Below are 18,567 nucleotides of genomic sequence, written 5' to 3' on the forward strand. Positions count from 1 at the left end.
ATATTAAAACCGGCTCATATTGTCGGCCCTCGCACACCCCTGGGTATTACGGATTTCCACAGTAAGGGTAGTTTCGGGTTGCCGCCCTCGGGGAATCGGCCTATTCCAAACCCGGGGTGAGACCCTCTCCTCCGGGGTGGGTATTGTCTAGAACCACAGGATCCCGCGACTATTTCCAAAGAAATAATCGCAACGGGATAGAATGAGGCCAAATCAGACTATGAACCGTGCCAACGATATCGATCGCCATGTTGGGGCCAGAATTCGCGAACGCCGCATCATGCTTGGCTTGTCGCAGCAGCAGATGGCCGATCTGATCGGCGTGACGTACCAGCAGGCCCACAAATACGAGCGCGGCATCAACCGCATCTCCGCCGGCCGCCTCTACGAGATCGGTCAGGCCCTGTCGGTGCCGGTCAATTACTTCTTCGAGGGCCTCGACGGCGATCGCGGCGGCGACCTCAATTCGCGTCAGCGGATGTGCCTGGAACTTGCCCGTAATTTCGCGGTTATTTCCAACGAGCGCCATCAGGAAGCCCTGTCACAGCTCGCCCGCGCCCTCGCCGCCGAGGTTTGAGGCGGCCCAATCGGCCATCGCCCGGACCGGCTCGGCTGGGTCGTCGCGCAGCCGCTCTACCAAAGGGCGTAGCTCGCGGCGGTGGCCGTTGGCGATCGCCACCAGCACGGTGGCAACGAAACGGTCGCGTCCGACCCGCTTGACCGGGGTGCCGGCGAACAGGGCGCGGAACCCGGCATCGTCGAGTCCGGCCAGCTCGCCCAGGTCCGGCGCCACCAGCTCCGGACGGGGCGCAAAGGCCGGATCGGCCGGCCCCACCGCCCGCCGCGCCCACGGGCAGGCCGCCTGACAGGCATCACAGCCGAAGATCCGGTTGCCCAGGGCGGGACGCAGCGGTTCGGGCAACGGACCGTTGCCCTCCACCGTGTAATAGGACAGGCAGCGGCGCGGATCGATCCGCCCGCTTTCCGCCAGCGCCCCGGTCGGACAGGCCGCGACGCAGGCCCGGCAGGCGCCGCAGCCGCCCGGATCGGGGGGATCGGGCGCCAGCTCCAGATCGGTCATCAGCTCGCCCAGCAGCAGCCAGCCCCCCGCCCCCGGCGCCACCAGCAGGGTGTGCCGCCCCTGCCAGCCCAACCCGGCCTGGACCGCCAGCGGCTTTTCCATCACCGGCGCGGTGTCGCAATAGGGCCGCACCTCGGCCCCGCTCCGCGCCGCCAGCCAGCGCCCCAGCGCCTTCAGCCGTTTCTTGATCAGGTCGTGATAGTCGCGCCCCCGGGCATAGGCGGCGATCGCCCCCTGCCCCGGCCCCGGCGTCGGCCCGGGCGGGGCATGGCGCGCCGCCAGCACGATCACGCTGCGCGCCGCCGGCCACAGCGCCGAGGGCGCCGAACGGCGCTCGACACTGTCGGCCAGCCAGCCCATCGCCCCGTGCCGGCCCGCGGCGACGAAGGCGGCCAGATCCGCGCCCCAGCGCGGCTCGCCGCCGGCCGGGGCGAACCCCACCGCGACGAAGCCCAGCGATTGCGCCTGGGCGCGGATCTCGTCCTTCAGACTCATGCCGCCTCCGACCTCACGTCGCAGCGATCTTTCAACGAAAGAATTCAAAAACGAGAAAAATTGCAAATATAAGCAATTTTTGATAATTTTTTTCGGTCGGAACCCCCTTAGGAGGAGACGATGTCATTTGACCCTCGCAAGCCCTTTTCCCGTGTCCGGATCCTCAACAACAAGAGCGGGCTCTATCTTGGCCTCGAAGGAAAAGAGGACAATTGGAGCGGAGACGACACCAGCCTTGCCATCCGCCAGCTGGATTCCTCCCACCCTGACCTCGAAAGTCCGCAGGTGTGGTCGATCATTCAGTATCGGCCGGCCGGTTGGATCATGCTCAACCAGTTCAGTATGAAAGTCGCCTGCATTCGCGACCGCAGCACCGACAATGGCGCGACGGCGATCCAGTATCACACCGAAGGTCTTTCCTTCCAGCAATGGAACTTTGTTCAGCAGGACAACCAGACCTGGCTGATCCAAAATCTCCACTCCAACCGGTTCATCGGACCGCAGGGCCGCTCGGTCCAGGAAAACCATTACGTCATCCAGTGGAACGACCAGAGCGGCGATGATACCTACCAAGCCTGGACCTTCCAGGAGGTTGTGATACCGGCCCCCCTTTGAACTGATCCGTTCGGCGGCCGGCCAGCCCGTGCGGCGTCTGAGCGTAACCGTCTCGGCATGAACTGACCCAACGGGCAGTTCATGCCGAGACGGTGTGCCCCCCCTTTTTATGGTTCATCAAGGATGAGCCGGGGGAGGACGGCCCCCGTTTTTTCCGTCATGCGCGGACTTGATCCGCGCATCCATGGGGGCCGCCTGACGCCTTGCCCTGAGTTGGCACGTGGATGGCCGGGTCAAGCCCGGCCATGACCTGCCTCTACTTCTCCGAAATTCAGAGCGCCGATGATACCGACCAAGCCCGGACCCTTCCAGGTTGTGCCCCCCCCTTTCATGGTTCATCAGGGATGAGCCGGGGGAGGACGGCCCCCGTCCTTTCCGTCATGCGCGGACTTGATCCGCGCATCCATGGGAGCCGCCTGACGCCTTGCCCTGAGTTGGCACGTGGATGGCCGGGTCAAGCCCGGCCATGACGACCTGCCTCTCTTCCCCGAAATTCAGAGCGCCGATGATACCGACCAAGCCCGGACCTTCCAGGAGGAAGGTGCCCCCCTTTTCATGGTTCATCAAGGATGAGCGGGGGGGGACGGCCCCCGTCCTTTCCGTCATGCGCGGACTTGATCCGCGCATCCATGGGAGCCGCCTGACGCCTTGCCCTGAGTTGGCACGTGGATGGCCGGGTCAAGCCCGGCCATGACGACCTGCCTCTCTTCCCCGAAATTCAGAGCGCCGATGATACCGACCAAGCCCGGACCTTCCAGGAGGAAGGTGCCCCCCTTTTCATGGTTCATCAAGGATGAGCGGGGGGGGACGGCCCCCGTCCTTTCCGTCATGCGCGGACTTGATCCGCGCATCCATGGGAGCCGCCTGACGCCTTGCCCTGAGTTGGCACGTGGGTGGCCGGGTCAAGCCCGGCCATGACGACCTGCCTCTCTTCCCCGAAATTCAGAGCGCCGATGATACCGACCAAGCCCGGACGCTTCCAGGTTGTGCCCCCCCCCTTTCATGGTTCATCAGGGATGAGCGGGAGGACGGCCCCCGTCCTTTCCGTCATGCGCGGACTTGATCCGCGCATCCATGGGAGCCGCCTGACGCCTTGCCCTGAGTTGGCACGTGGATGGCCGGGTCAAGTCCGGCCATGACGACCTGCCTCTCTTCCCCGAAATTCAGAGCGCCGATGATACCGACCAAGCCCGGACCTTCCAGGAGGAAGGTACCCCCTTTTCATGGTTCATCAAGGACAAGCGGGGGGACGGCCCCCGTTTTTTCCGTCATGCGCGGACTTGATCCGCGCATCCATGGGAGCCGCCTGACGCCTTGCCCTGAGTTGGCACGTGGATGGCCGGGTCAAGCCCGGCCATGACGACCTGCCTCTCTTCGCCGGAATTCCGCGATGAACCTTTTATCGACGGGTTCCAAGGGCCTTGCGGCCCTTGGCGGGTGCGGGCAGAGCCCGCCTCTACCCCCGGCCGCGATAGGGCGGCACCCCGGGATCGGGCAGCCACAGCCCGGCCGGGGCCGGTCCGGTCTGCCAGAACACGTCGATCGGAATCCCGCCGCGCGGATACCAGTAGCCGGCGATCCGCAGCCAGGTCGGCACGCAGGCGGCGACGAAACGCTTGGCGATTCCCACCGTACAATCCTCGTGGAAGGCGCCGTGATTGCGGAAGCTGCCGAGGAACAGCTTCAGCGACTTGCTTTCGACCAGCGCCGCGTCGGGGGCGTAATCGATCACCAGATGGGCGAAGTCGGGCTGGCCGGTGATCGGGCACAGCGAGGTGAATTCCGGCGCGGTGAAGCGGACCAGATAGAGGCTGCCGGGATGGGGATTGGGCACCGTTTCCAGCACCGCCGTCTCGGGATCGGCCGGCAGCGGCGTGGCGTGGCCGAGTTGGGTCAGGCTCATTCCGGTTCTCCCGCTTTCATCCGGCGGATGGTGTTGGTGGTGCTCTGGCCCTCGATCAGGTCGGCCAGCACGACCCGGCCGCCCCAGCCCAGCACCTGCTCGGCGCCGACCACGGTGGCGACGGTGTAATCGGCGCCCTTGACCAGCACGTCGGGGCGCAGGGTCTCGATCAGGGCCAGCGGGGTGTCCTCGCCGAAGATCACCACCAGATCGACCGGGGCCAGCGACGACAGCACGGTGGCCCGCGCCGCCTCGGACTGGACCGGCCGGGTCGGCCCCTTCAGCCGCTGCACCGAGGCGTCGCTGTTGAGCCCGACCACCAGCCGGTCGCAGGCGGCGCGGGCCTGAGTGAGGATCGCGACATGGCCGGGATGGAGCAGGTCGAAACAGCCGTTGGTGAAGCCGACCTTCAACCCCTTGGCCCGCCAGCGCGCCACCCGGTCGGCGGCGACGGCGGGGGGAACGATCTTGGTGTCGCCGGCGGTGAGATCGTCGTGATGCAGCGCGCTCACCAGCTCGTCGGCATAGGCCACCGCGGTGCCGACCTTGGCCACCACGATCCCGGCGGCGACATTGGCCAGCCGCGCCGCCTCCGGCAGGCCGGCGCCCGAGGCCAGCGCGGCGGCCAGCGTCGCCACCACCGTGTCGCCGGCCCCCGACACGTCGAACACCTCGCGCGCCTCGGCCGGCAGGTGATGCACCGCGCCGCCGCCCTCGACCAGGGTCATCCCGTCCTGGCTGCGGGTCACCAGCACGGTGTGGATGCCGCAGGTCTCGATCAGCCGGCGGGCGGCGGCGACCACCTCGTCGTCGCTGTCGACCGCAAGGCCGGTCGCCTCGTGCAGTTCCTTGCGGTTGGGGGTGACCACCGTGGCGCCGCGATAGACCGAATAATCATTGCCCTTGGGATCGACCACCACCGGGGTGCCGGCGGCGGCGGCGCGGGCGATCAGCGCCGCCACCGCCTCGGCGGTCAGCACCCCCTTGCCGTAATCGGACAGCACCATCACCCCGGCGCGGCCCAGCCGGGCCGCCGCCGCGTCGAGCAGGGCCGCCCCGGTCGCGGCGCCCACCGCGCCCCGGCTTTCGCGGTCGCCGCGCAGCAATTGCTGGTTGGAGGCGAAGAAGCGGGTCTTGATCGTGGTCTGGCGGCCCGCCTCGACCACCAGCCCGGCATCGATGCCGGCATGGGCGGCGACCAGCCGGCCGATCTCGGCCCCGGCCGGATCGTCGCCGACCGCCGCGACGAAGCCCGGACGGGCGCCGAGCGCGACCAGATTGCGCACCACGTTGCCGGCGCCGCCCAGCATCGCCGTCTCGCGCTCGATCCGCAGCACCGGGATCGGCGCCTCGGGGCTGATCCGATCGACCGAGCCATAGACGAAGCGGTCGAGCATCACGTCGCCGACACACAGGACGGAAACGCCCTGCAACCGGTCCACCCGGTCGGCCAAGGCGGAAAGTTCGGTCATGCTGGTTCCCCGAAAATCTGGCTTCGGCTGGTGGCTAACCCAAACCCACCCCCGGCGCAAGCGCAATCGATTTCCGCCTGTCTAAACTATAACTTGACGACATTATAAACCAGTCCTCCAATGGTTGGTGAACCCTTGGGGAGGCGACGGGGATGTCGATTCTGGCCACCGTTCTGCGCACGACGCTGGTCTATCTCGCCCAGACCGGGCTGTGCCGCCTGTTCGGCCCCTGCCGGCCCAAGCCGCCGGACCGGCCGGATTACGGCGCGGTCTACACCTCGCCCGACTTCACCGTCGAAGACTTCGGCCGGTGTCAGGCCGGCAGCTACATCCGGGTCTACCGCCCCGCCACCCCGTTCCTCGGCGACAACGGCCGGCCCAAGGCGGTGATCTTCCTGCACGGCTTCGTGCTGGGCGCGCCCCGGATCTACGAGGCCCATCTGGTTCACCTCGCCCGGCAGGGCTACACCGTGTTCTTTCCCAACTTCCAGACCGGGTTCTGCGCCTTTCCCCCCACCGGCCTGATGACCGTCGCCGCTTTGCTCGACGAGGTGTTCGGCGAAGGGGTGCCCTCGCAGCAACGCTGGCTGCGCAACGCGCTGGCCAGCGTCACCGACGCCTATGCCCGCTGCGGCTTCGGCCCCGGCGCCGCGGTCGATACCTACGTCTACGGCCATTCCCTCGGCGGGCTGTTCGCCCTGAGCTGGCCCTGGTACGTCACCGCCGACGGCGCCCCGGCCAACCTGCTGCCGCTCCAGGTGGTGACCGCCGACCCGATCCCCAGCGGCACCACCCCCACCCTCCCCGGCAAACTCGGCAAGGCCTGGAGCCGCGTCCAGACCGACATCGATCTCCAGGTCACCGGCACCGCCCTGACCATGCCGGTGGCGATCCTGCACGGCGATTCCGACTGGATCGTCCCCAAGAGCCAGTGGGACACCCCGTTCGGCTGGATCGCCACCCCGCACAAGCGGATGGTGCTGTCCCAGACCGACCTCCACGGCTGCCCAGGCCTGTTCGCCAACCACGAGCAGGCCACCACCGACACCAGCTTCTTCCCGCCGCTGCTGGCGGCGCTGCTGCTCGACGGGGTCGGCAGCGAGGACGATCTCGACTGGCGCTACCTCTGGTTCGCCCTTGACCGGGTGATCCGCGATGGCGCCCGGGCCGATCAACTGACGTTCGACATGGGGGTCTGGTCCGACGGACGCCCGGTGCGGCCGATCCTGCCCTATCTGCCCAAGGCCTGAGCAACCCCGCGCCGGCCGGTTGGGCTTTCGCCCAAGCCCAACCGGGGCGATGCCCCGGACCCCCTTCCTGTTCGCTTCCTCATGGGTTGGCGGGGGGGGAAGGCCGGCGCCGATCCCGTCGCAACCACCGCCCGACATAGGCACAATCTGCCTGTGGGCATAGACCTTGCCCAAGACTAAGGACATATACATAACGGCATCCGTTCCTTGAATCTTTCATCAGGAATCGCCACCAATTCTGACACGGAACGCAAGGGAACACACGGGGCTCGCCCATGAAAATGGACGAACTTCAGGTAAAAGTCCGCGTCCCCACCGAACCAACCGACACAACGCCGCCTATCCTGGCCACAATCATGTGCAACGGAGCGTCACGGCATGAAAGTACTCAGCATTACCCAGCGGCTGATGCTGATCGCCGCCCTTCTGGTCATGACCATCATTGGATTGGTCAGCCTGGAAACGACAGTGCAATACCATTCGATGATGAGCGAAAGAAAAGACAAGATTCACGACATGACCGAAAGCATCATCGCTTCGATCAAGAGCTATGACGAACAGGTCAAGGCCGGGCGGATGAGTCTCGATGAGGCCCAGAAGGAAGTCCAGCGGATGGTGCGGGGCATGCGGTGGGACGAAGGAGACTACTTCGTCATCTTCAACGAGGACGGCCTTTTCCTGGTTCACCCCAACCCGAAATACGTCAACGTCAACCGCATCGACTGGACCGACGCCAACGGCTTTCGGGTGATCGAGGCCGAGATCAAGGCCGCCAAGGCCGGCGGCGGCTTTGTCGATACCGTCGTCCCCCGCGCCAACCAGACCGTCCCCACCCCCAAGGTTCTCTATGCCTCCGCCTATGCTCCCTGGCACTGGGTGGTCTCCACCGGCGCCTATATCGACGACATCGACCAGACCATCCGCGGACAATTGGTGTGGATGATCGGGCTCGGCGCCCTCTGTATGCTGATCACCGCGGTGCTGGTGATGACGATCGCCCGCAGCATCAGCCGCCCGATCAACCACCTGCGCGAATCGATGCAGGTCCTGGCCCAGGGCAACACCGACCTCGCCGTGCCTTATACCGACTGGCCGCACGAGACCGGCGCGATGGCCAAGGCGGTGGACGTCTTCCGCCAGAACATGCGGCGCGCCGACCAGATGGCCGCCGCCCAGCAGGCGGAACAGGACGCCAAGATCCGCCGCCAGAACGCGATCGAAGGCTTCGTGGTCGAATTCGAGCACCGGGTCGGCCAGTCGCTGGAACGGCTGAGCCACGCCTCGACCGACATGCGCTCGACCTCGGAAAACATGTCCGGCATCGCCCGGAAAACCAGCGAACAGGCCAAGGTCGGCGCGGTCGCCGCCGAGGCCGCCTCGGCCAACGTCCAGACCGTCGCCTCGGCCACCGAGGAACTGTCCTCCTCCGTCTCCGAGATCGGGCGTCAGGTCACCAGCTCGACCCAGATCGCCGGCGAGGCGGTCGCCGCCGCCAACCGCACCAACCAGACCGTGCTGGGCCTGTCCTCCGCCGCCCAGAAGATCGGCGACGTGGTGCAGCTGATCAGCGCCATCGCCAGCCAGACCAACCTGCTGGCCTTGAACGCGACGATCGAGGCCGCCCGCGCCGGCGAGGCCGGCAAGGGCTTCGCCGTGGTCGCCTCCGAGGTCAAGAACCTCGCCAACCAGACCGCCCGCGCCACCGAGGAAATCTCGGAGCAGGTCAAGGCGATGCAGGACGCCACCAACGACGCCGTCCAGGCGATCCAGGGCATCGGCGGCACCATTGCCTCGATCAACGAAATCACCACCGCCATCGCCTCGGCGGTCGAGGAACAGGGCGCCGCCACCCAGGAAATCGCCCGCAACATCCAGGAGGCCGCCCAGCGCACCGGGCAGGTGTCGCAGACCATCGTCAACGTCAATCAGGCGGCGGTGCAGACCGGCGAGACCTCCAACAAGGTGCTGACCTCGGCCGAGACCGTCAGCCGCCACGCCGACGACCTGCGCGGCGACATCCACACCTTCCTCACCAACATTCGCGAAGCCTGACGGACGGGAGCCCCCTCAACCTCAAGCAGAACGGATCACCGCCATGACGGATCACCCCCCGCGCATCCTTGGCATCGCCGCCAGCCTCCGCAACGCCCGCTGGGGCGCTGGCGGCCAGGCCCTGGTCGAGGATCTCGCCCGATGTCCCGACAAGCCGGCGCTGCTGGCCTACCTCACCCGGCAGTCGGAACTGCACCTGGAGAATTTTCTCCAGGCCGGGCGGGCCCAGGGCCTCGACTTCACCGCCATCTCCCGCAATCTGCAAAAGAACGCCGGCACGGTCGGGCTGTCCAATTCCGAGGTCGCCCTGGCCGCCGCCCTGTGGGCGGCGCAGGACCTCGGCGCCGGCATCGACCATCTGTCCCTGGCCGAATATTTCACCCCGCACGGCGACCTCCGCCAGGGCGAGGCGCTGCGCCAACATCTTCTGGCCGCCGACGGCCTGATCATTTCCGGTCCGGTCTATTTCGGCGATCGCGGCAGCCTCGCCGAAAGCCTGCTCGACTTCATCGCCCGCGATCCCGAACTGCGCCAGGCCCTGCAAGGCAAGCTCTATGGCGGCATCGCCGTCGGCGCCAAACGCAATGGCGGCCAGGAAACCACCCTGATCTATCAGATGCTCGACCTGCTGGAGCTGGGCCTGCTGGCCGTCGGCAACGACAGCGAAACCACCGCCCAATATGGCGGCACCGGCCATGCCGGCGATGTCGGCACCATGCACAAGGACCTGTACGGCCTCGACACCGCGATGGGACTGGGACGACGCGTCGCCAACGTCCTGGGCTTCCTGGGCAGCGGCGCCGCCATCCTCGACCCGCCCCGGCTGCTGTTCCTGCTGCTCCAGGACGACCAGGACGGCCTCGGCCTCGCCGAGATCCACCGCCTCGGCGAACAGCTCGGCGATCAGGCCGAAATCAGTTGCCTCGACGTCGCCCGCCAGAATGTCAGCCGCTGCATCGCCTGCGACATCTGCCCCACCCATGTCGGCCCGGACCGCGACTACCGCTGCATCATCAGTTCGGCCAACGACGCCATGCCCCGCCTCCACCCCGCCCTGCTGCATCACGACCTGATCGTGCCGGTGCTGGTCACCTCGCGGCGGCGGGAACGCCTCGTCAGCGCCTATCAGACCTTCGTCGAACGCACCCGCTATCTCCGCCGCAGCGATTACATCTGGTCCGATCAGGTGGTCGCGCCCCTGATCCTCCAGGAAGCCGCCGCGCTCGACAGCACCCCCCTCCGGGTGATGACCTCGTTCCTTCGCCACCACACGGTCATGACCAAACCCATCCTCGGCCTGCATGACCGGAGCAGCGTCCTTAACCGCGACGAGATCCTCGCCAGCCTGCAAGCCGCCCTGCACGCCGCCGGACGAATCACCGCCGGCCGCCTCCGCCTCAACCGCCGGCCGGCCCGGCATTACAATCCGGTCGGCTATATCCTCAGCCGCGAAAAGGACGCCGAGGATACCAGACGCGGAGATCACGACGCCCTGATCGCCCAAAGGCTGGCCGAAGCCCAGATCCAGGCCGAAAAACGACTGTCGTGAACGTCTGGCGCCCCGGGTGGGTCTCATTGGGCTTTCGCCCAAACCCAACCGGGGCGATGCCCCGGACCCCCTTTGTTTTTAACAAGGGGGGGGCGGGCGCGCCGTCATCAGGCGGTCGGCCGCAGATACTCCTTCTGCACCGCCGGCCACAGTTTCTTGACCAGGGCCAGTCTTTCAACGGTACCCCACGGACCGTCATAATCCGAAATCAGCGGTTTGAATTCATCCGTCCCCAGAACTTTCAGCAAGGCCGCCCGAAAAATCGGGTCGGTGGCGTCCCAGGGATCAAGCCCCCGGTTCTCGACGGAGTAAAGAGCATCAGTCCACTCACCATTGAATAATTTCGCTTTCGGAAAAATAAAGCATCCCGGTAAACTATGTGAAAAGAAACAATCATTGCCTGATATTTCGTCACCATCCTTAACAAGCCAAAGAAAAGAGCCAGACTTAAACTGAATGGCGTTGTGAAAATCGTTAAAAGGAATTGTATCAATGTCAAGGCGATTGGCTAATGCAGAGATGTATTCAGGGGGGTATTCGCCGAAAAAATCCCGCACCGCCTCCTCTGAAAAATTGCCAGCGCGTTCGCCCGTCCTGTCTTTCCTCCCCTCCTCTCTCCCGTCATACCAACAGAACATCGGACATTCCGGAAAATCGGGCGGAATCTGATACCGGCCAAAGGGAAGCGCCTTGGTGGGAGCCGCCGCGGGCAAAAGGCTCCGCCGGGCCTTCTCGTTCGCGATCAGCTCCGGGCCGACACGGCGCGAATCGTCGAAAACCTGCTCGAACCACGCCGTGACCTCGGCGAACTCGGTCAGCCGTACCCCGGCTTCGATCCTGGCGGCGAAGCCCCCCTCCTCCAGGCCGCGCGCCGAGGCGTTGGCCGAAGCAACGATCGCCTTGCCGCCCCCGAGATAGACCTTGGCATGCAATTCCGGCCGGTCGCGCACCTCGGCCCCAGCCGCCATCAGCGCGGCGATGGTGTTGGGATCGGTCCCGTTGGCGCCCAGGTCGCAGACGATCCGCACCCCGGTCAGGTCCTTCGCCCGGAAATAGTTCCGCGCGCGCGGCCCCCAATAGGCCACCGCGCAACACAGCGGCCGCTGGCGCCGGATCTCCCGGATCGCCTCTGACAAATCAGGTCCGCTCAGAAATTCACCCATCGTTCCCTCCCGCGCCGCGCCGGGCGTCCTGGTCTGGAAGTGCCACAGCCAAGGATAGCAGCGCGGCCGCCCTGGCCGGCATGCCGTCCCGTCAGCCCCCCTCTCCCGCCACCGGGGGGGGCGGCGGCACGGGAGGGTGTGGCGAACCCCTCTTGATCGTCCCGGAGGGACGGGCGATAACCAAGGCATGGATAGCTTCGTCATCGCCGTCTTCGTCCTCACCTATCTCGGCATGGCCTTCGGCAGCGTGCCCGGCCTCAAGATCGACCGCACCGGCATCGCCCTGGTCGCCGTCGTCGCCCTGCTGGTTTCCGGCAAGGTCGGCGTCCGCGCCATGGGCAGCTCGATCGACGTCCCCACCCTGCTGCTGCTGTTCGCGATGATGATCGTCTCGGCCCAGTTCCAGCTCGCCGGGGTCTACGAGACCGTCGCCACCCGGGTGGCCTCCGGCACCGGCTCGCCGCGCCGGCTGCTCGGGCTGGTGATCCTCGCCGCCGGCGGCCTGTCGGCGGTGCTGGCCAACGACGTGGTCTGCTTCGCGATGACCCCGATCGTCGCCGAGGGCATCCGCCGCCGGGGCCTCGACCCCCGCCCCTATCTGCTCGGGCTGGTCGGCGGCGCCAATGCCGGCAGCGCCGCCACCCTGATCGGCAATCCGCAGAACATCCTGATCGGACAGGTCGGCGGACTCGATTTCTGGGACTTCCTCGCCGCCTGCGCGGTGCCGGCGGCGCTGTCGCTGCTGGTGGTCCATCTCGCCATCGCCTGGATCTGGCGGGCCGAACTCGACGCCGCCCCGGTCCCGCCCGCTGGCCTCGCCGCCGCCCCCGGGCGCCGGCTGCACCGCTGGCAGGCGGCCAAGGGCGTCTGCGCCCTGGCCGGCCTCGCCCTGCTGTTCGCCGCCCCGCTGCCGCGCGAGGTGGGGGCGATGGTGATCGCCGGCCTGCTGCTGGCCAGCCGGCGGATGTCGTCGCGCGAGATGATCGGCTCGGTCGATTGGCACCTGCTGCTGCTGTTCGCCTGCCTGTTCGTCGTCACCGGTGCCTTTGCCGACACCGACCTCGCCCGCCAGTGGGTCGAGGATCTGGCCGAGCGCGGCCTGTTCCCCGACACGCTGGGCTCGATGCTGCCGCTGGCGCTGGCCGCCTCGAACTCGATCGGCAACGTCCCGGCGGTGATGCTGATCCTGTCGGTGTGGCACACCCCCGACCCCGGCGCCCTGACCGGGCTGGCCCTGCTGACCACCCTGGCCGGCAATTTCCTGCTGGTCGGCAGCCTCGCCAACATCATCGTCGCCGAGCGCGCCGCCAGCGTCGGCGCCCGGCTGTCCTTCGGCGATTTCGCCCGCGCCGGGGTGCCGCTGACCCTGGTGACGATGGCGATCGCCGTCGCCTGGCTGTGGCTGGGCGGGTGGATGCATTGGTGAGGGTGGCGTTCGCCGCCGCTTTGCTGCTGGCGCTGGCCGCCGCGCCGGCCCTGGCGGCCGACTGCACCACCCCGGCCGCGCCGGGGGTGGACTGGCAACGCTGCTACATGGACGGGCGCGGCTTCGTCGGCCACCGCCTGACCGGCGCCCGCCTGCGCGAGACCAGCTTCCAGCGCGCCGACCTGTCGGGAGCCGACCTGACCCGCGCCGATGGCTACCGGGTCCGCTTCGTCAGCGCCAAACTGCGCGGCGCCCGCCTCGATGGCGGGGTGTTCAGCGACGCCGATTTCACCAAGGCCGATCTCGACGGCGCCTCGCTGGCCGGGGCCGACCTGCGCCGGGCCCGCTTCTTCCACGCCACCCTGCGCGGCGCCGACCTCAGCGGCGCGAAGATTTCCGCCGCCGAACTGCTCGGCGCCGATTTGTCGGGAGCGAAATGGATCGACGGTACCCACATCTGTGCGGAGGGCTCGCTCGGCCAGTGTAACTGACCCCGCCCCGCCGCCCTGTCCCGTCCCCCCCGCGACCGCGTCACGAGGCCCCCCTTGGCCGACACCCGATTACCCGACCCGCTTGATCAGGCCCGCCATTGCGCCGATGCCGCGCTCGGCATGATGGCCCGCCAGGACATCCCGCCCCAGCCGGAAAACTTTTCGGTGTGGTACGCCTATGTCAGCGGCCGCAACCCCGAACTGACCGAGGCGATCAACGAGATCCTGCGCCGGGGCGACGGCTTCGGCCCCGAGGTCAACGACGCCCTGTTCGAGCGTTTCGCCGCCCAGGGCCCCGAGCGCGGCGCCCTGCGCGAACTGAGCCAGCGCGCCGACGAGACCTTCCGCCGCCTGGGCGAGACCGCCGCCACCGCCGTCACCGGCACCGCCGGCCATGCCGCCGCGATCGAGGCCGCCGCCGCCCGGCTCGACCCGCCGCCCTCGCCCGCCCTGCTGGCCGAACTGGCCGAAATCCTGCGGACCGAAAGCCGCGCCGCCGCCGCCACCAGCCGCCGGCTGGAACAGGACCTTGCCGCCTCGGCCCGCGAACTGGCCCGGCTGCGCGAGGCGCTGGGGGCGCTGGAGGCCGACGCCGCCACCGACGCGCTGACCCAGCTCGCCAACCGCCGCAGCTTCGACGCCGCCCTGGCCCAGGCGGTCGGTCAGGCCGAGTATGGCGGCCGGCCGCTGTGCCTCGCGATGATCGACCTCGATCATTTCAAGCGTTTCAACGACCGCCACGGCCACCCGCTCGGCGATCAGGTGCTGAAGCTGATCGGACGGATGCTGCTCGACGGGCTGCGCCCGCGCGACAGCGCCGCCCGCTATGGCGGCGAGGAATTCGCCCTGATCCTGCCCGACACCGACCTCGCCGACGCCACCGCCCTGGTCGAGGCGCTGCGGCAGCGGGTCGCCACCCGCACCCTGACCAACCGCCGCACCGGCGAAAGCCTGGGCCAGCTCACCCTGTCGGCCGGTCTGGCCGCCCATGTCGCCGGCGAGGGCATGGAATCGCTGCTGCGCCGGGCCGATCAGGCGCTGTATCAGGCCAAACAGGCCGGCCGCAACCGCCTCGCCCGCGCCGGGGAGTGAGCGCGGGCGCTGGCCGCGCGAAGGACAAGGAACGGGTTCCAAGGGCCTTGCGGCCCTTGGCGGGTGCGGGCAGAGCCCGCGACCAGACGATCACCGCCGCAGCGGGGTCAGATCGGGCAGCGGCCCGAGCGCGGTCAGGCGCAGCGCCAGCACCGGGTCGAGTTCGCTCCATTCCGGCCACAGCCGCCGCAACGGAGTCGCGGCGAGCCCGACGATAGCCGGCGCCACCGCATCGGCCGAGCGGTCGTCGCCGAGATGAACCGCGACGGTGCCGAACGGCGCGCGGGTGACGACGCGCAGGCCGGGGATCCGGCGCAGCGCGGCCACCAACGCCCCGGTCGCCTCGGCCAGCTGCTCTGCCGTGGCCCCGTCCGGCAACGCGGAATCCTCGGCCACCACCAGCAGATCGGCCGGCGGCGGCCCGTCGCGCTCAAGCAGCCGCTTTTCCGCCACCACCACGATCAGCGCCACCCCGAACACGCGGCAGACCGCCGCCAGCGCGTCGAGGGGACGGCAGGCGCCGAACGGGTCGGGGGTCTGCACCACCAGGGCGGCGAAATCCTCGTCGAGCCGGCCGAGCAGGTCCTCGATCAGCAGCGGATCGGGCGCCAGCGTCTCGACCAGACCGGGCAGCGGCGGAAAGGCGGCGACGACGGCGCGGGCCAGCGCCGGATCGAGGCTGCCCGACAGCAGCAGCCGGGGCCGGCCCCGCGTCGCCACCGCCTCGCGCGCGGCGGCGACGGTGGCGGCGGCCAGGGCGGCGCTCATCGCCGCATCTTGCGGTTCAGTTCGAGCTGTTCCGGGGTGGTCTGGAAGCCGACATAGATCTCGTACTGGTCGATCACTTCGCGGTTCTGCACCGGGATCCGCATCGTCACCCCCTCGTCATCGACCCGCACCGTCTCGACCCCGTCGGGGAAATGGACCGGGGTGGTCAGCACCGCCTTGGCCGATTCGGCGGGATAGAATTTGGGAATGGCGACGAAGTAGCTCAGTTCGGAATCGCGCCCGGCGGCGCCGGGGCCGCGCTTGACCTGGAAGCTGACGCCGAGATCGACGATCGCCCCCTTGTCGTCATAATGGCATTCGCCCTTGAAGCCGACCACCTCGGCCTCCAGTTCAACGTCGGTCAGGTCGCGGCCGGCGCCCTGGCGGTATTTGGTGACGTGCTGGGTGTCGCCCAGGATGTAGACCGGCGGACAGGGCGGCGGCTCTTTCTTGTTGGTCAGCGACGCGCAGCCGGCCAGCGCCACCAGCGCCAGCAGCGGCACCAGCCGCCACGGCGACGGCGGCACCAGCCGCCAGGGCGACGGGAGATGAAAAGGAGCGGCGGGTTCGCGCATGCCGAATCTTCCTTCGACGGACCAGGATCTGTTAAACCTTCGCCCCGACTGTAGTGAACGCACCAGTCCGGCACAAGCCGGCTTGACGCCCGCCGAGGGGAGCCCCAGTGACCAGTCCTGACCACACCACCCAGCCCAAACGCCCGATGACCCTGCTGCTGGCCAGCCCGCGCGGTTTCTGCGCCGGGGTCGATCGCGCCATCCACATCGTCGAGCGCGCGCTCGAGAAATTCGGCGCCCCGGTCTATGTCCGCCACGAGATCGTCCACAACCGCTTCGTGGTCGAGGAACTGGCCCGCAAGGGCGCGGTGTTCGTCGAGGAACTGGACGAGGTGCCCGACGGCGCGGCGGTGGTGTTCTCCGCCCACGGCGTGCCGAAGACGGTGCCGCTCGAAGCGCGCCGGCGCGGCCTGACCTCGCTCGACGCCACCTGTCCGCTGGTGACCAAGGTCCATCGCGAGGCCGAGCTGCATCACGAACTGGGCCGCCAGATCATCATGATCGGCCATGCCGGCCACCCCGAGGTGATCGGCACCATCGGCCAGGTCCCGGACGGCGCGGTGCTGCTGGTCGGCAATCCCGAGGAGGCCCGCACCGTCGAGCCGATCGACCCCGAGAAGCTGGCCTACATCACCCAGACCACCCTGTCGGTCGATGACGCCGCCGAGGTGATCAAGGTGCTGCAACAGCGTTTCCCCCGCATCATCTCGCCCAAGCGCGAGGACATCTGCTACGCCACCACCAACCGGCAGGCGGCGGTGCGGACCATCGCCCCGCGCTGCGACGCGCTGATGGTGATCGGCTCGCCCAATTCGTCGAATTCGAGCCGGCTGGTCGAGGTCGCCACCCGGGCCGGCTGCGCCCGCTCGGTGCTGGTCCAGCGCGCCGCCGACGTGCATTGGGACGAGCTGGACGGGGTCGAGCGGCTGGGCATCACCGCCGGCGCCTCGGCCCCCGAGCTGCTGGTCGAGGAGGTGGTCGCCGCCGCCCGCGAGCGGTTCGACGTCACCATCGAGGAGGTCCGCGTCACCACCGAGATGGTCACCTTCAAGCTGCCCCAGTCGCTGTCGGTCCCGGAATAAGCGACAAATGGCGGTCTACACCGAGGTCCCCGACGACGAGCTCGACAGCTTCGCCCGCGAGTACGATATCGGCCGGGTGGTGTCCTGCAAGGGCATCGCCGAGGGGGTCGAGAACAGCAATTACCTGCTCCAGACCGACCGGGGCAGCTACATCCTGACCCTCTACGAGAAGCGGGTCGATCCGGCCGAGCTGCCGTTCTTCCTCGGCCTGATGGAGCATCTCGCCGCCCGCGGCCTCGCCTGCCCCACCCCGATCCCGGGGCGGGACGGGCGGGCGCTGCGCAGCCTGTGCGGCCGCCCCGCCGCCATCGTCAGCTTCCTGGCCGGGGTGTGGCACGCCCGCCCCCGCCCCGAGCATTGCGCCGCCCTGGGTGAGGCGATGGCCGAGATGCATCTGAAGGGGGCCGATTTCGGCGGCCGCCGCCCCAACAGCCTGTCGGTGGCCGGCTGGCGGCCGCTGTTCGAGGCGATCCGCCCCCGCGCCGGCCAGATCGACCCCAGCCTCGCCCCGCTGGTGGCCGACGAACTCGACCTGCTCGAAGCCTCCTGGCCGAGCGACCTGCCGGTCGGGCTGATCCATGCCGACCTGTTCCCCGACAACGTGTTCTTCCTGCCGACCGACGCCGGCGGCGAGCGGGTGTCGGGGCTGATCGACTTCTATTTCGCCTGCACCGACATCCTGGCCTATGATCTGGCGATCTGCCTCAACGCCTGGTGCTTCGAGACCGACGGCGCCTTCAACGCCACCAAGGCCCGGCTGATGCTGGGGGCCTACCGCAAGCGCCGCCCGCTGTCCGAGCCCGAACTGGCCGCCCTGCCGCTGCTGGCGCGTGGCGCCGCGCTGCGCTTCCTGCTGACCCGGGCCTATGACTGGCTCAACACCCCGGCCGGCGCCCTGGTCAAGCGCAAGGACCCGCTCGAATATCTGCGCAAGCTGCGCTTCCACCAGGGGCTGACCGGCCCCGGCGGCTACGGCATCGCGCCATGAGCGAGGATCGGGTCGAGATCTACACCGACGGCGCCTGCTCGGGCAATCCCGGCCCGGGCGGCTGGGGGGCGATCCTGCGCTGTCGCGGCACCGAGAAGGAACTGTCGGGCGGCGAGAAGCTGACCACCAACAACCGGATGGAGATGCAGGCGGTGCTGGCGGCGCTGACCGCGCTGACCCGCCCCTGCGCGGTCGATCTCTACACCGATAGCGAATACGTCAAGAAAGGGATGACCGAGTGGCTGCGCGGCTGGAAGGCGCGCGGCTGGAAGACCGCCGACAAGAAGCCGGTCAAGAACGAGGATCTGTGGCGCGCCCTCGACGAGGCGGCGGCGCGCCACCGCATCGACTGGCACTGGGTGCGCGGCCATGCCGGCCACCCCGAGAACGAACGCGCCGACGCCCTGGCCCGCGCCGGGGCGAAAGCCGCCGCCGGCAAGGGGTAAAAGCGGGCTCTGCCCGCACCCGCCAAGGGCCGGGGGCCCTTGGATCCCTTTCCCTTGTCCTTGCCGTGCCCGACCATCGAAGCAGGTCCAGGAGCCGCTGGCTGCCTCACGGGTGCGGG

At 68.3% G+C, this 18,567-nt stretch carries 17 protein-coding genes; 11 read left to right on the plus strand and 6 right to left on the minus strand.

Annotated features, from left to right (window positions below; translation table 11 throughout):
* Positions 1 to 220: 220 nt before the first annotated feature.
* Positions 221 to 577, plus strand: a complete 357-nt coding sequence (locus ACFSNB_RS12245; RefSeq protein ID WP_377316935.1) for a helix-turn-helix domain-containing protein — start codon at positions 221 to 223, stop codon at positions 575 to 577.
* On the opposite strand, the gene queG is transcribed toward ACFSNB_RS12245, so the two are convergent.
* Positions 542 to 1,576, minus strand: a complete 1,035-nt coding sequence (gene queG / locus ACFSNB_RS12250) for a tRNA epoxyqueuosine(34) reductase QueG (protein WP_377316937.1) — start codon at positions 1,574 to 1,576, stop codon at positions 542 to 544. The genes ACFSNB_RS12245 and queG overlap by 36 nt on opposite strands.
* Positions 1,577 to 1,696: 120 nt before the next feature.
* Here queG and ACFSNB_RS12255 point away from each other — a divergent pair, with 120 nt between their 5' ends.
* Entirely contained in the window at positions 1,697 to 2,191 is a 495-nt protein-coding gene (locus tag ACFSNB_RS12255; RefSeq protein WP_377316939.1) for an RICIN domain-containing protein, read from the plus strand.
* Between the two features lie 1,456 nt (positions 2,192 to 3,647).
* Here ACFSNB_RS12255 and queF read toward each other — a convergent pair.
* A complete protein-coding gene (gene queF, locus ACFSNB_RS12260) occupies positions 3,648 to 4,094 on the minus strand; it encodes a preQ(1) synthase (protein ID WP_377316941.1) in 447 nt (148 codons plus the stop codon).
* Complete coding sequence (gene rfaE1, locus ACFSNB_RS12265) at positions 4,091 to 5,566, minus strand: D-glycero-beta-D-manno-heptose-7-phosphate kinase (protein ID WP_377316943.1); 1,476 nt, start codon at positions 5,564 to 5,566, stop codon at positions 4,091 to 4,093. The genes queF and rfaE1 overlap by 4 nt, the downstream gene beginning before the upstream one ends.
* A 152-nt stretch (positions 5,567 to 5,718) precedes the next feature.
* On the opposite strand from rfaE1, the gene ACFSNB_RS12270 reads away from it, so the two are divergent.
* The 3 genes from ACFSNB_RS12270 to ACFSNB_RS12280 all read left to right on the plus strand — a co-directional run bounded on the left by ACFSNB_RS12270 (position 5,719) and on the right by ACFSNB_RS12280 (position 10,417).
* Positions 5,719 to 6,816, plus strand: coding sequence for a hypothetical protein (locus ACFSNB_RS12270; protein ID WP_377316945.1), 1,098 nt, complete (start codon positions 5,719 to 5,721; stop codon positions 6,814 to 6,816).
* Between the two features lie 378 nt (positions 6,817 to 7,194).
* Positions 7,195 to 8,868: a methyl-accepting chemotaxis protein gene (locus ACFSNB_RS12275; protein ID WP_377316947.1), complete on the plus strand. Its 1,674-nt coding sequence runs from the start codon at positions 7,195 to 7,197 to the stop codon at positions 8,866 to 8,868.
* A 43-nt stretch (positions 8,869 to 8,911) separates the two neighbouring features.
* A complete protein-coding gene (locus ACFSNB_RS12280) occupies positions 8,912 to 10,417 on the plus strand; it encodes an NAD(P)H-dependent oxidoreductase (protein WP_377316949.1) in 1,506 nt (501 codons plus the stop codon).
* Positions 10,418 to 10,524: 107 nt separating this feature from the next.
* Here the strand turns inward: ACFSNB_RS12280 and ACFSNB_RS12285 are convergent, their stop codons facing one another.
* On the minus strand, positions 10,525 to 11,580 hold the full coding sequence (locus ACFSNB_RS12285) for a phospholipase D family protein (RefSeq protein ID WP_377316951.1): 1,056 nt from the start codon (positions 11,578 to 11,580) through the stop codon (positions 10,525 to 10,527).
* Positions 11,581 to 11,767: 187 nt separating this feature from the next.
* Here ACFSNB_RS12285 and ACFSNB_RS12290 point away from each other — a divergent pair, with 187 nt between their 5' ends.
* Genes ACFSNB_RS12290 through ACFSNB_RS12300 form a run of 3 tightly spaced genes read left to right on the plus strand, consistent with a single transcriptional unit; the run spans position 11,768 to position 14,589 of the window.
* The gene (locus ACFSNB_RS12290) at positions 11,768 to 13,006 is read left to right on the plus strand and encodes an anion transporter (protein ID WP_377316953.1); all 1,239 of its coding nucleotides are present in this window, start codon (positions 11,768 to 11,770) and stop codon (positions 13,004 to 13,006) included.
* Positions 13,003 to 13,497, plus strand: coding sequence for a pentapeptide repeat-containing protein (locus ACFSNB_RS12295; protein WP_377316955.1), 495 nt, complete (start codon positions 13,003 to 13,005; stop codon positions 13,495 to 13,497). Before ACFSNB_RS12290 ends, ACFSNB_RS12295 begins: the two co-directional genes overlap by 4 nt.
* 54 nt (positions 13,498 to 13,551) lie before the next feature.
* On the plus strand, positions 13,552 to 14,589 hold the full coding sequence (locus ACFSNB_RS12300; protein ID WP_377316957.1) for a GGDEF domain-containing protein: 1,038 nt from the start codon (positions 13,552 to 13,554) through the stop codon (positions 14,587 to 14,589).
* Positions 14,590 to 14,679: 90 nt separating this feature from the next.
* Here ACFSNB_RS12300 and ACFSNB_RS12305 read toward each other — a convergent pair whose 3' ends face one another.
* Positions 14,680 to 15,357, minus strand: coding sequence for a hypothetical protein (locus ACFSNB_RS12305; RefSeq protein ID WP_377316959.1), 678 nt, complete (start codon positions 15,355 to 15,357; stop codon positions 14,680 to 14,682).
* On the minus strand, positions 15,354 to 15,932 hold the full coding sequence (locus ACFSNB_RS12310; protein WP_377316961.1) for a hypothetical protein: 579 nt from the start codon (positions 15,930 to 15,932) through the stop codon (positions 15,354 to 15,356). Before ACFSNB_RS12310 ends, ACFSNB_RS12305 begins: the two co-directional genes overlap by 4 nt.
* Positions 15,933 to 16,078: 146 nt before the next feature.
* On the opposite strand from ACFSNB_RS12310, the gene ispH reads away from it, so the two are divergent.
* Genes ispH through rnhA form a run of 3 tightly spaced genes read left to right on the plus strand, consistent with a single transcriptional unit; the run spans position 16,079 to position 18,448 of the window.
* Positions 16,079 to 17,014, plus strand: coding sequence for a 4-hydroxy-3-methylbut-2-enyl diphosphate reductase (gene ispH, locus ACFSNB_RS12315; protein ID WP_377317017.1), 936 nt, complete (start codon positions 16,079 to 16,081; stop codon positions 17,012 to 17,014).
* 7 nt (positions 17,015 to 17,021) lie between these two features.
* Complete coding sequence (gene thrB, locus ACFSNB_RS12320; RefSeq protein ID WP_377316963.1) at positions 17,022 to 18,002, plus strand: homoserine kinase; 981 nt, start codon at positions 17,022 to 17,024, stop codon at positions 18,000 to 18,002.
* On the plus strand, positions 17,999 to 18,448 hold the full coding sequence (gene rnhA, locus ACFSNB_RS12325) for a ribonuclease HI (RefSeq protein ID WP_377316965.1): 450 nt from the start codon (positions 17,999 to 18,001) through the stop codon (positions 18,446 to 18,448). Before thrB ends, rnhA begins: the two co-directional genes overlap by 4 nt.
* Positions 18,449 to 18,567: the final 119 nt, after the last annotated feature.

Source organism: Phaeospirillum tilakii (assembly GCF_042683125.1).
In the GTDB taxonomy this organism is placed as follows: domain Bacteria; phylum Pseudomonadota; class Alphaproteobacteria; order Rhodospirillales; family Magnetospirillaceae; genus Phaeospirillum; species Phaeospirillum tilakii.

Coding starts and splice junctions, on each gene's coding strand:
- queF (WP_377316941.1), bottom strand. CDS start 4,094: ATGAGCCTGACCCAACTCGGCCACGCCACGCCGCTGCCGGCCGATCCC.
- ACFSNB_RS12290 (WP_377316953.1), top strand. CDS start 11,768: ATGGATAGCTTCGTCATCGCCGTCTTCGTCCTCACCTATCTCGGCATG.
- ACFSNB_RS12280 (WP_377316949.1), top strand. CDS start 8,912: ATGACGGATCACCCCCCGCGCATCCTTGGCATCGCCGCCAGCCTCCGC.
- queG (WP_377316937.1), bottom strand. CDS start 1,576: ATGAGTCTGAAGGACGAGATCCGCGCCCAGGCGCAATCGCTGGGCTTC.
- ACFSNB_RS12245 (WP_377316935.1), top strand. CDS start 221: ATGAACCGTGCCAACGATATCGATCGCCATGTTGGGGCCAGAATTCGC.
- rfaE1 (WP_377316943.1), bottom strand. CDS start 5,566: ATGACCGAACTTTCCGCCTTGGCCGACCGGGTGGACCGGTTGCAGGGC.
- thrB (WP_377316963.1), top strand. CDS start 17,022: ATGGCGGTCTACACCGAGGTCCCCGACGACGAGCTCGACAGCTTCGCC.
- ispH (WP_377317017.1), top strand. CDS start 16,079: ATGACCCTGCTGCTGGCCAGCCCGCGCGGTTTCTGCGCCGGGGTCGAT.
- ACFSNB_RS12270 (WP_377316945.1), top strand. CDS start 5,719: ATGTCGATTCTGGCCACCGTTCTGCGCACGACGCTGGTCTATCTCGCC.
- ACFSNB_RS12255 (WP_377316939.1), top strand. CDS start 1,697: ATGTCATTTGACCCTCGCAAGCCCTTTTCCCGTGTCCGGATCCTCAAC.
- ACFSNB_RS12275 (WP_377316947.1), top strand. CDS start 7,195: ATGAAAGTACTCAGCATTACCCAGCGGCTGATGCTGATCGCCGCCCTT.
- ACFSNB_RS12310 (WP_377316961.1), bottom strand. CDS start 15,932: ATGCGCGAACCCGCCGCTCCTTTTCATCTCCCGTCGCCCTGGCGGCTG.
- ACFSNB_RS12305 (WP_377316959.1), bottom strand. CDS start 15,357: ATGAGCGCCGCCCTGGCCGCCGCCACCGTCGCCGCCGCGCGCGAGGCG.
- rnhA (WP_377316965.1), top strand. CDS start 17,999: ATGAGCGAGGATCGGGTCGAGATCTACACCGACGGCGCCTGCTCGGGC.
- ACFSNB_RS12285 (WP_377316951.1), bottom strand. CDS start 11,580: ATGGGTGAATTTCTGAGCGGACCTGATTTGTCAGAGGCGATCCGGGAG.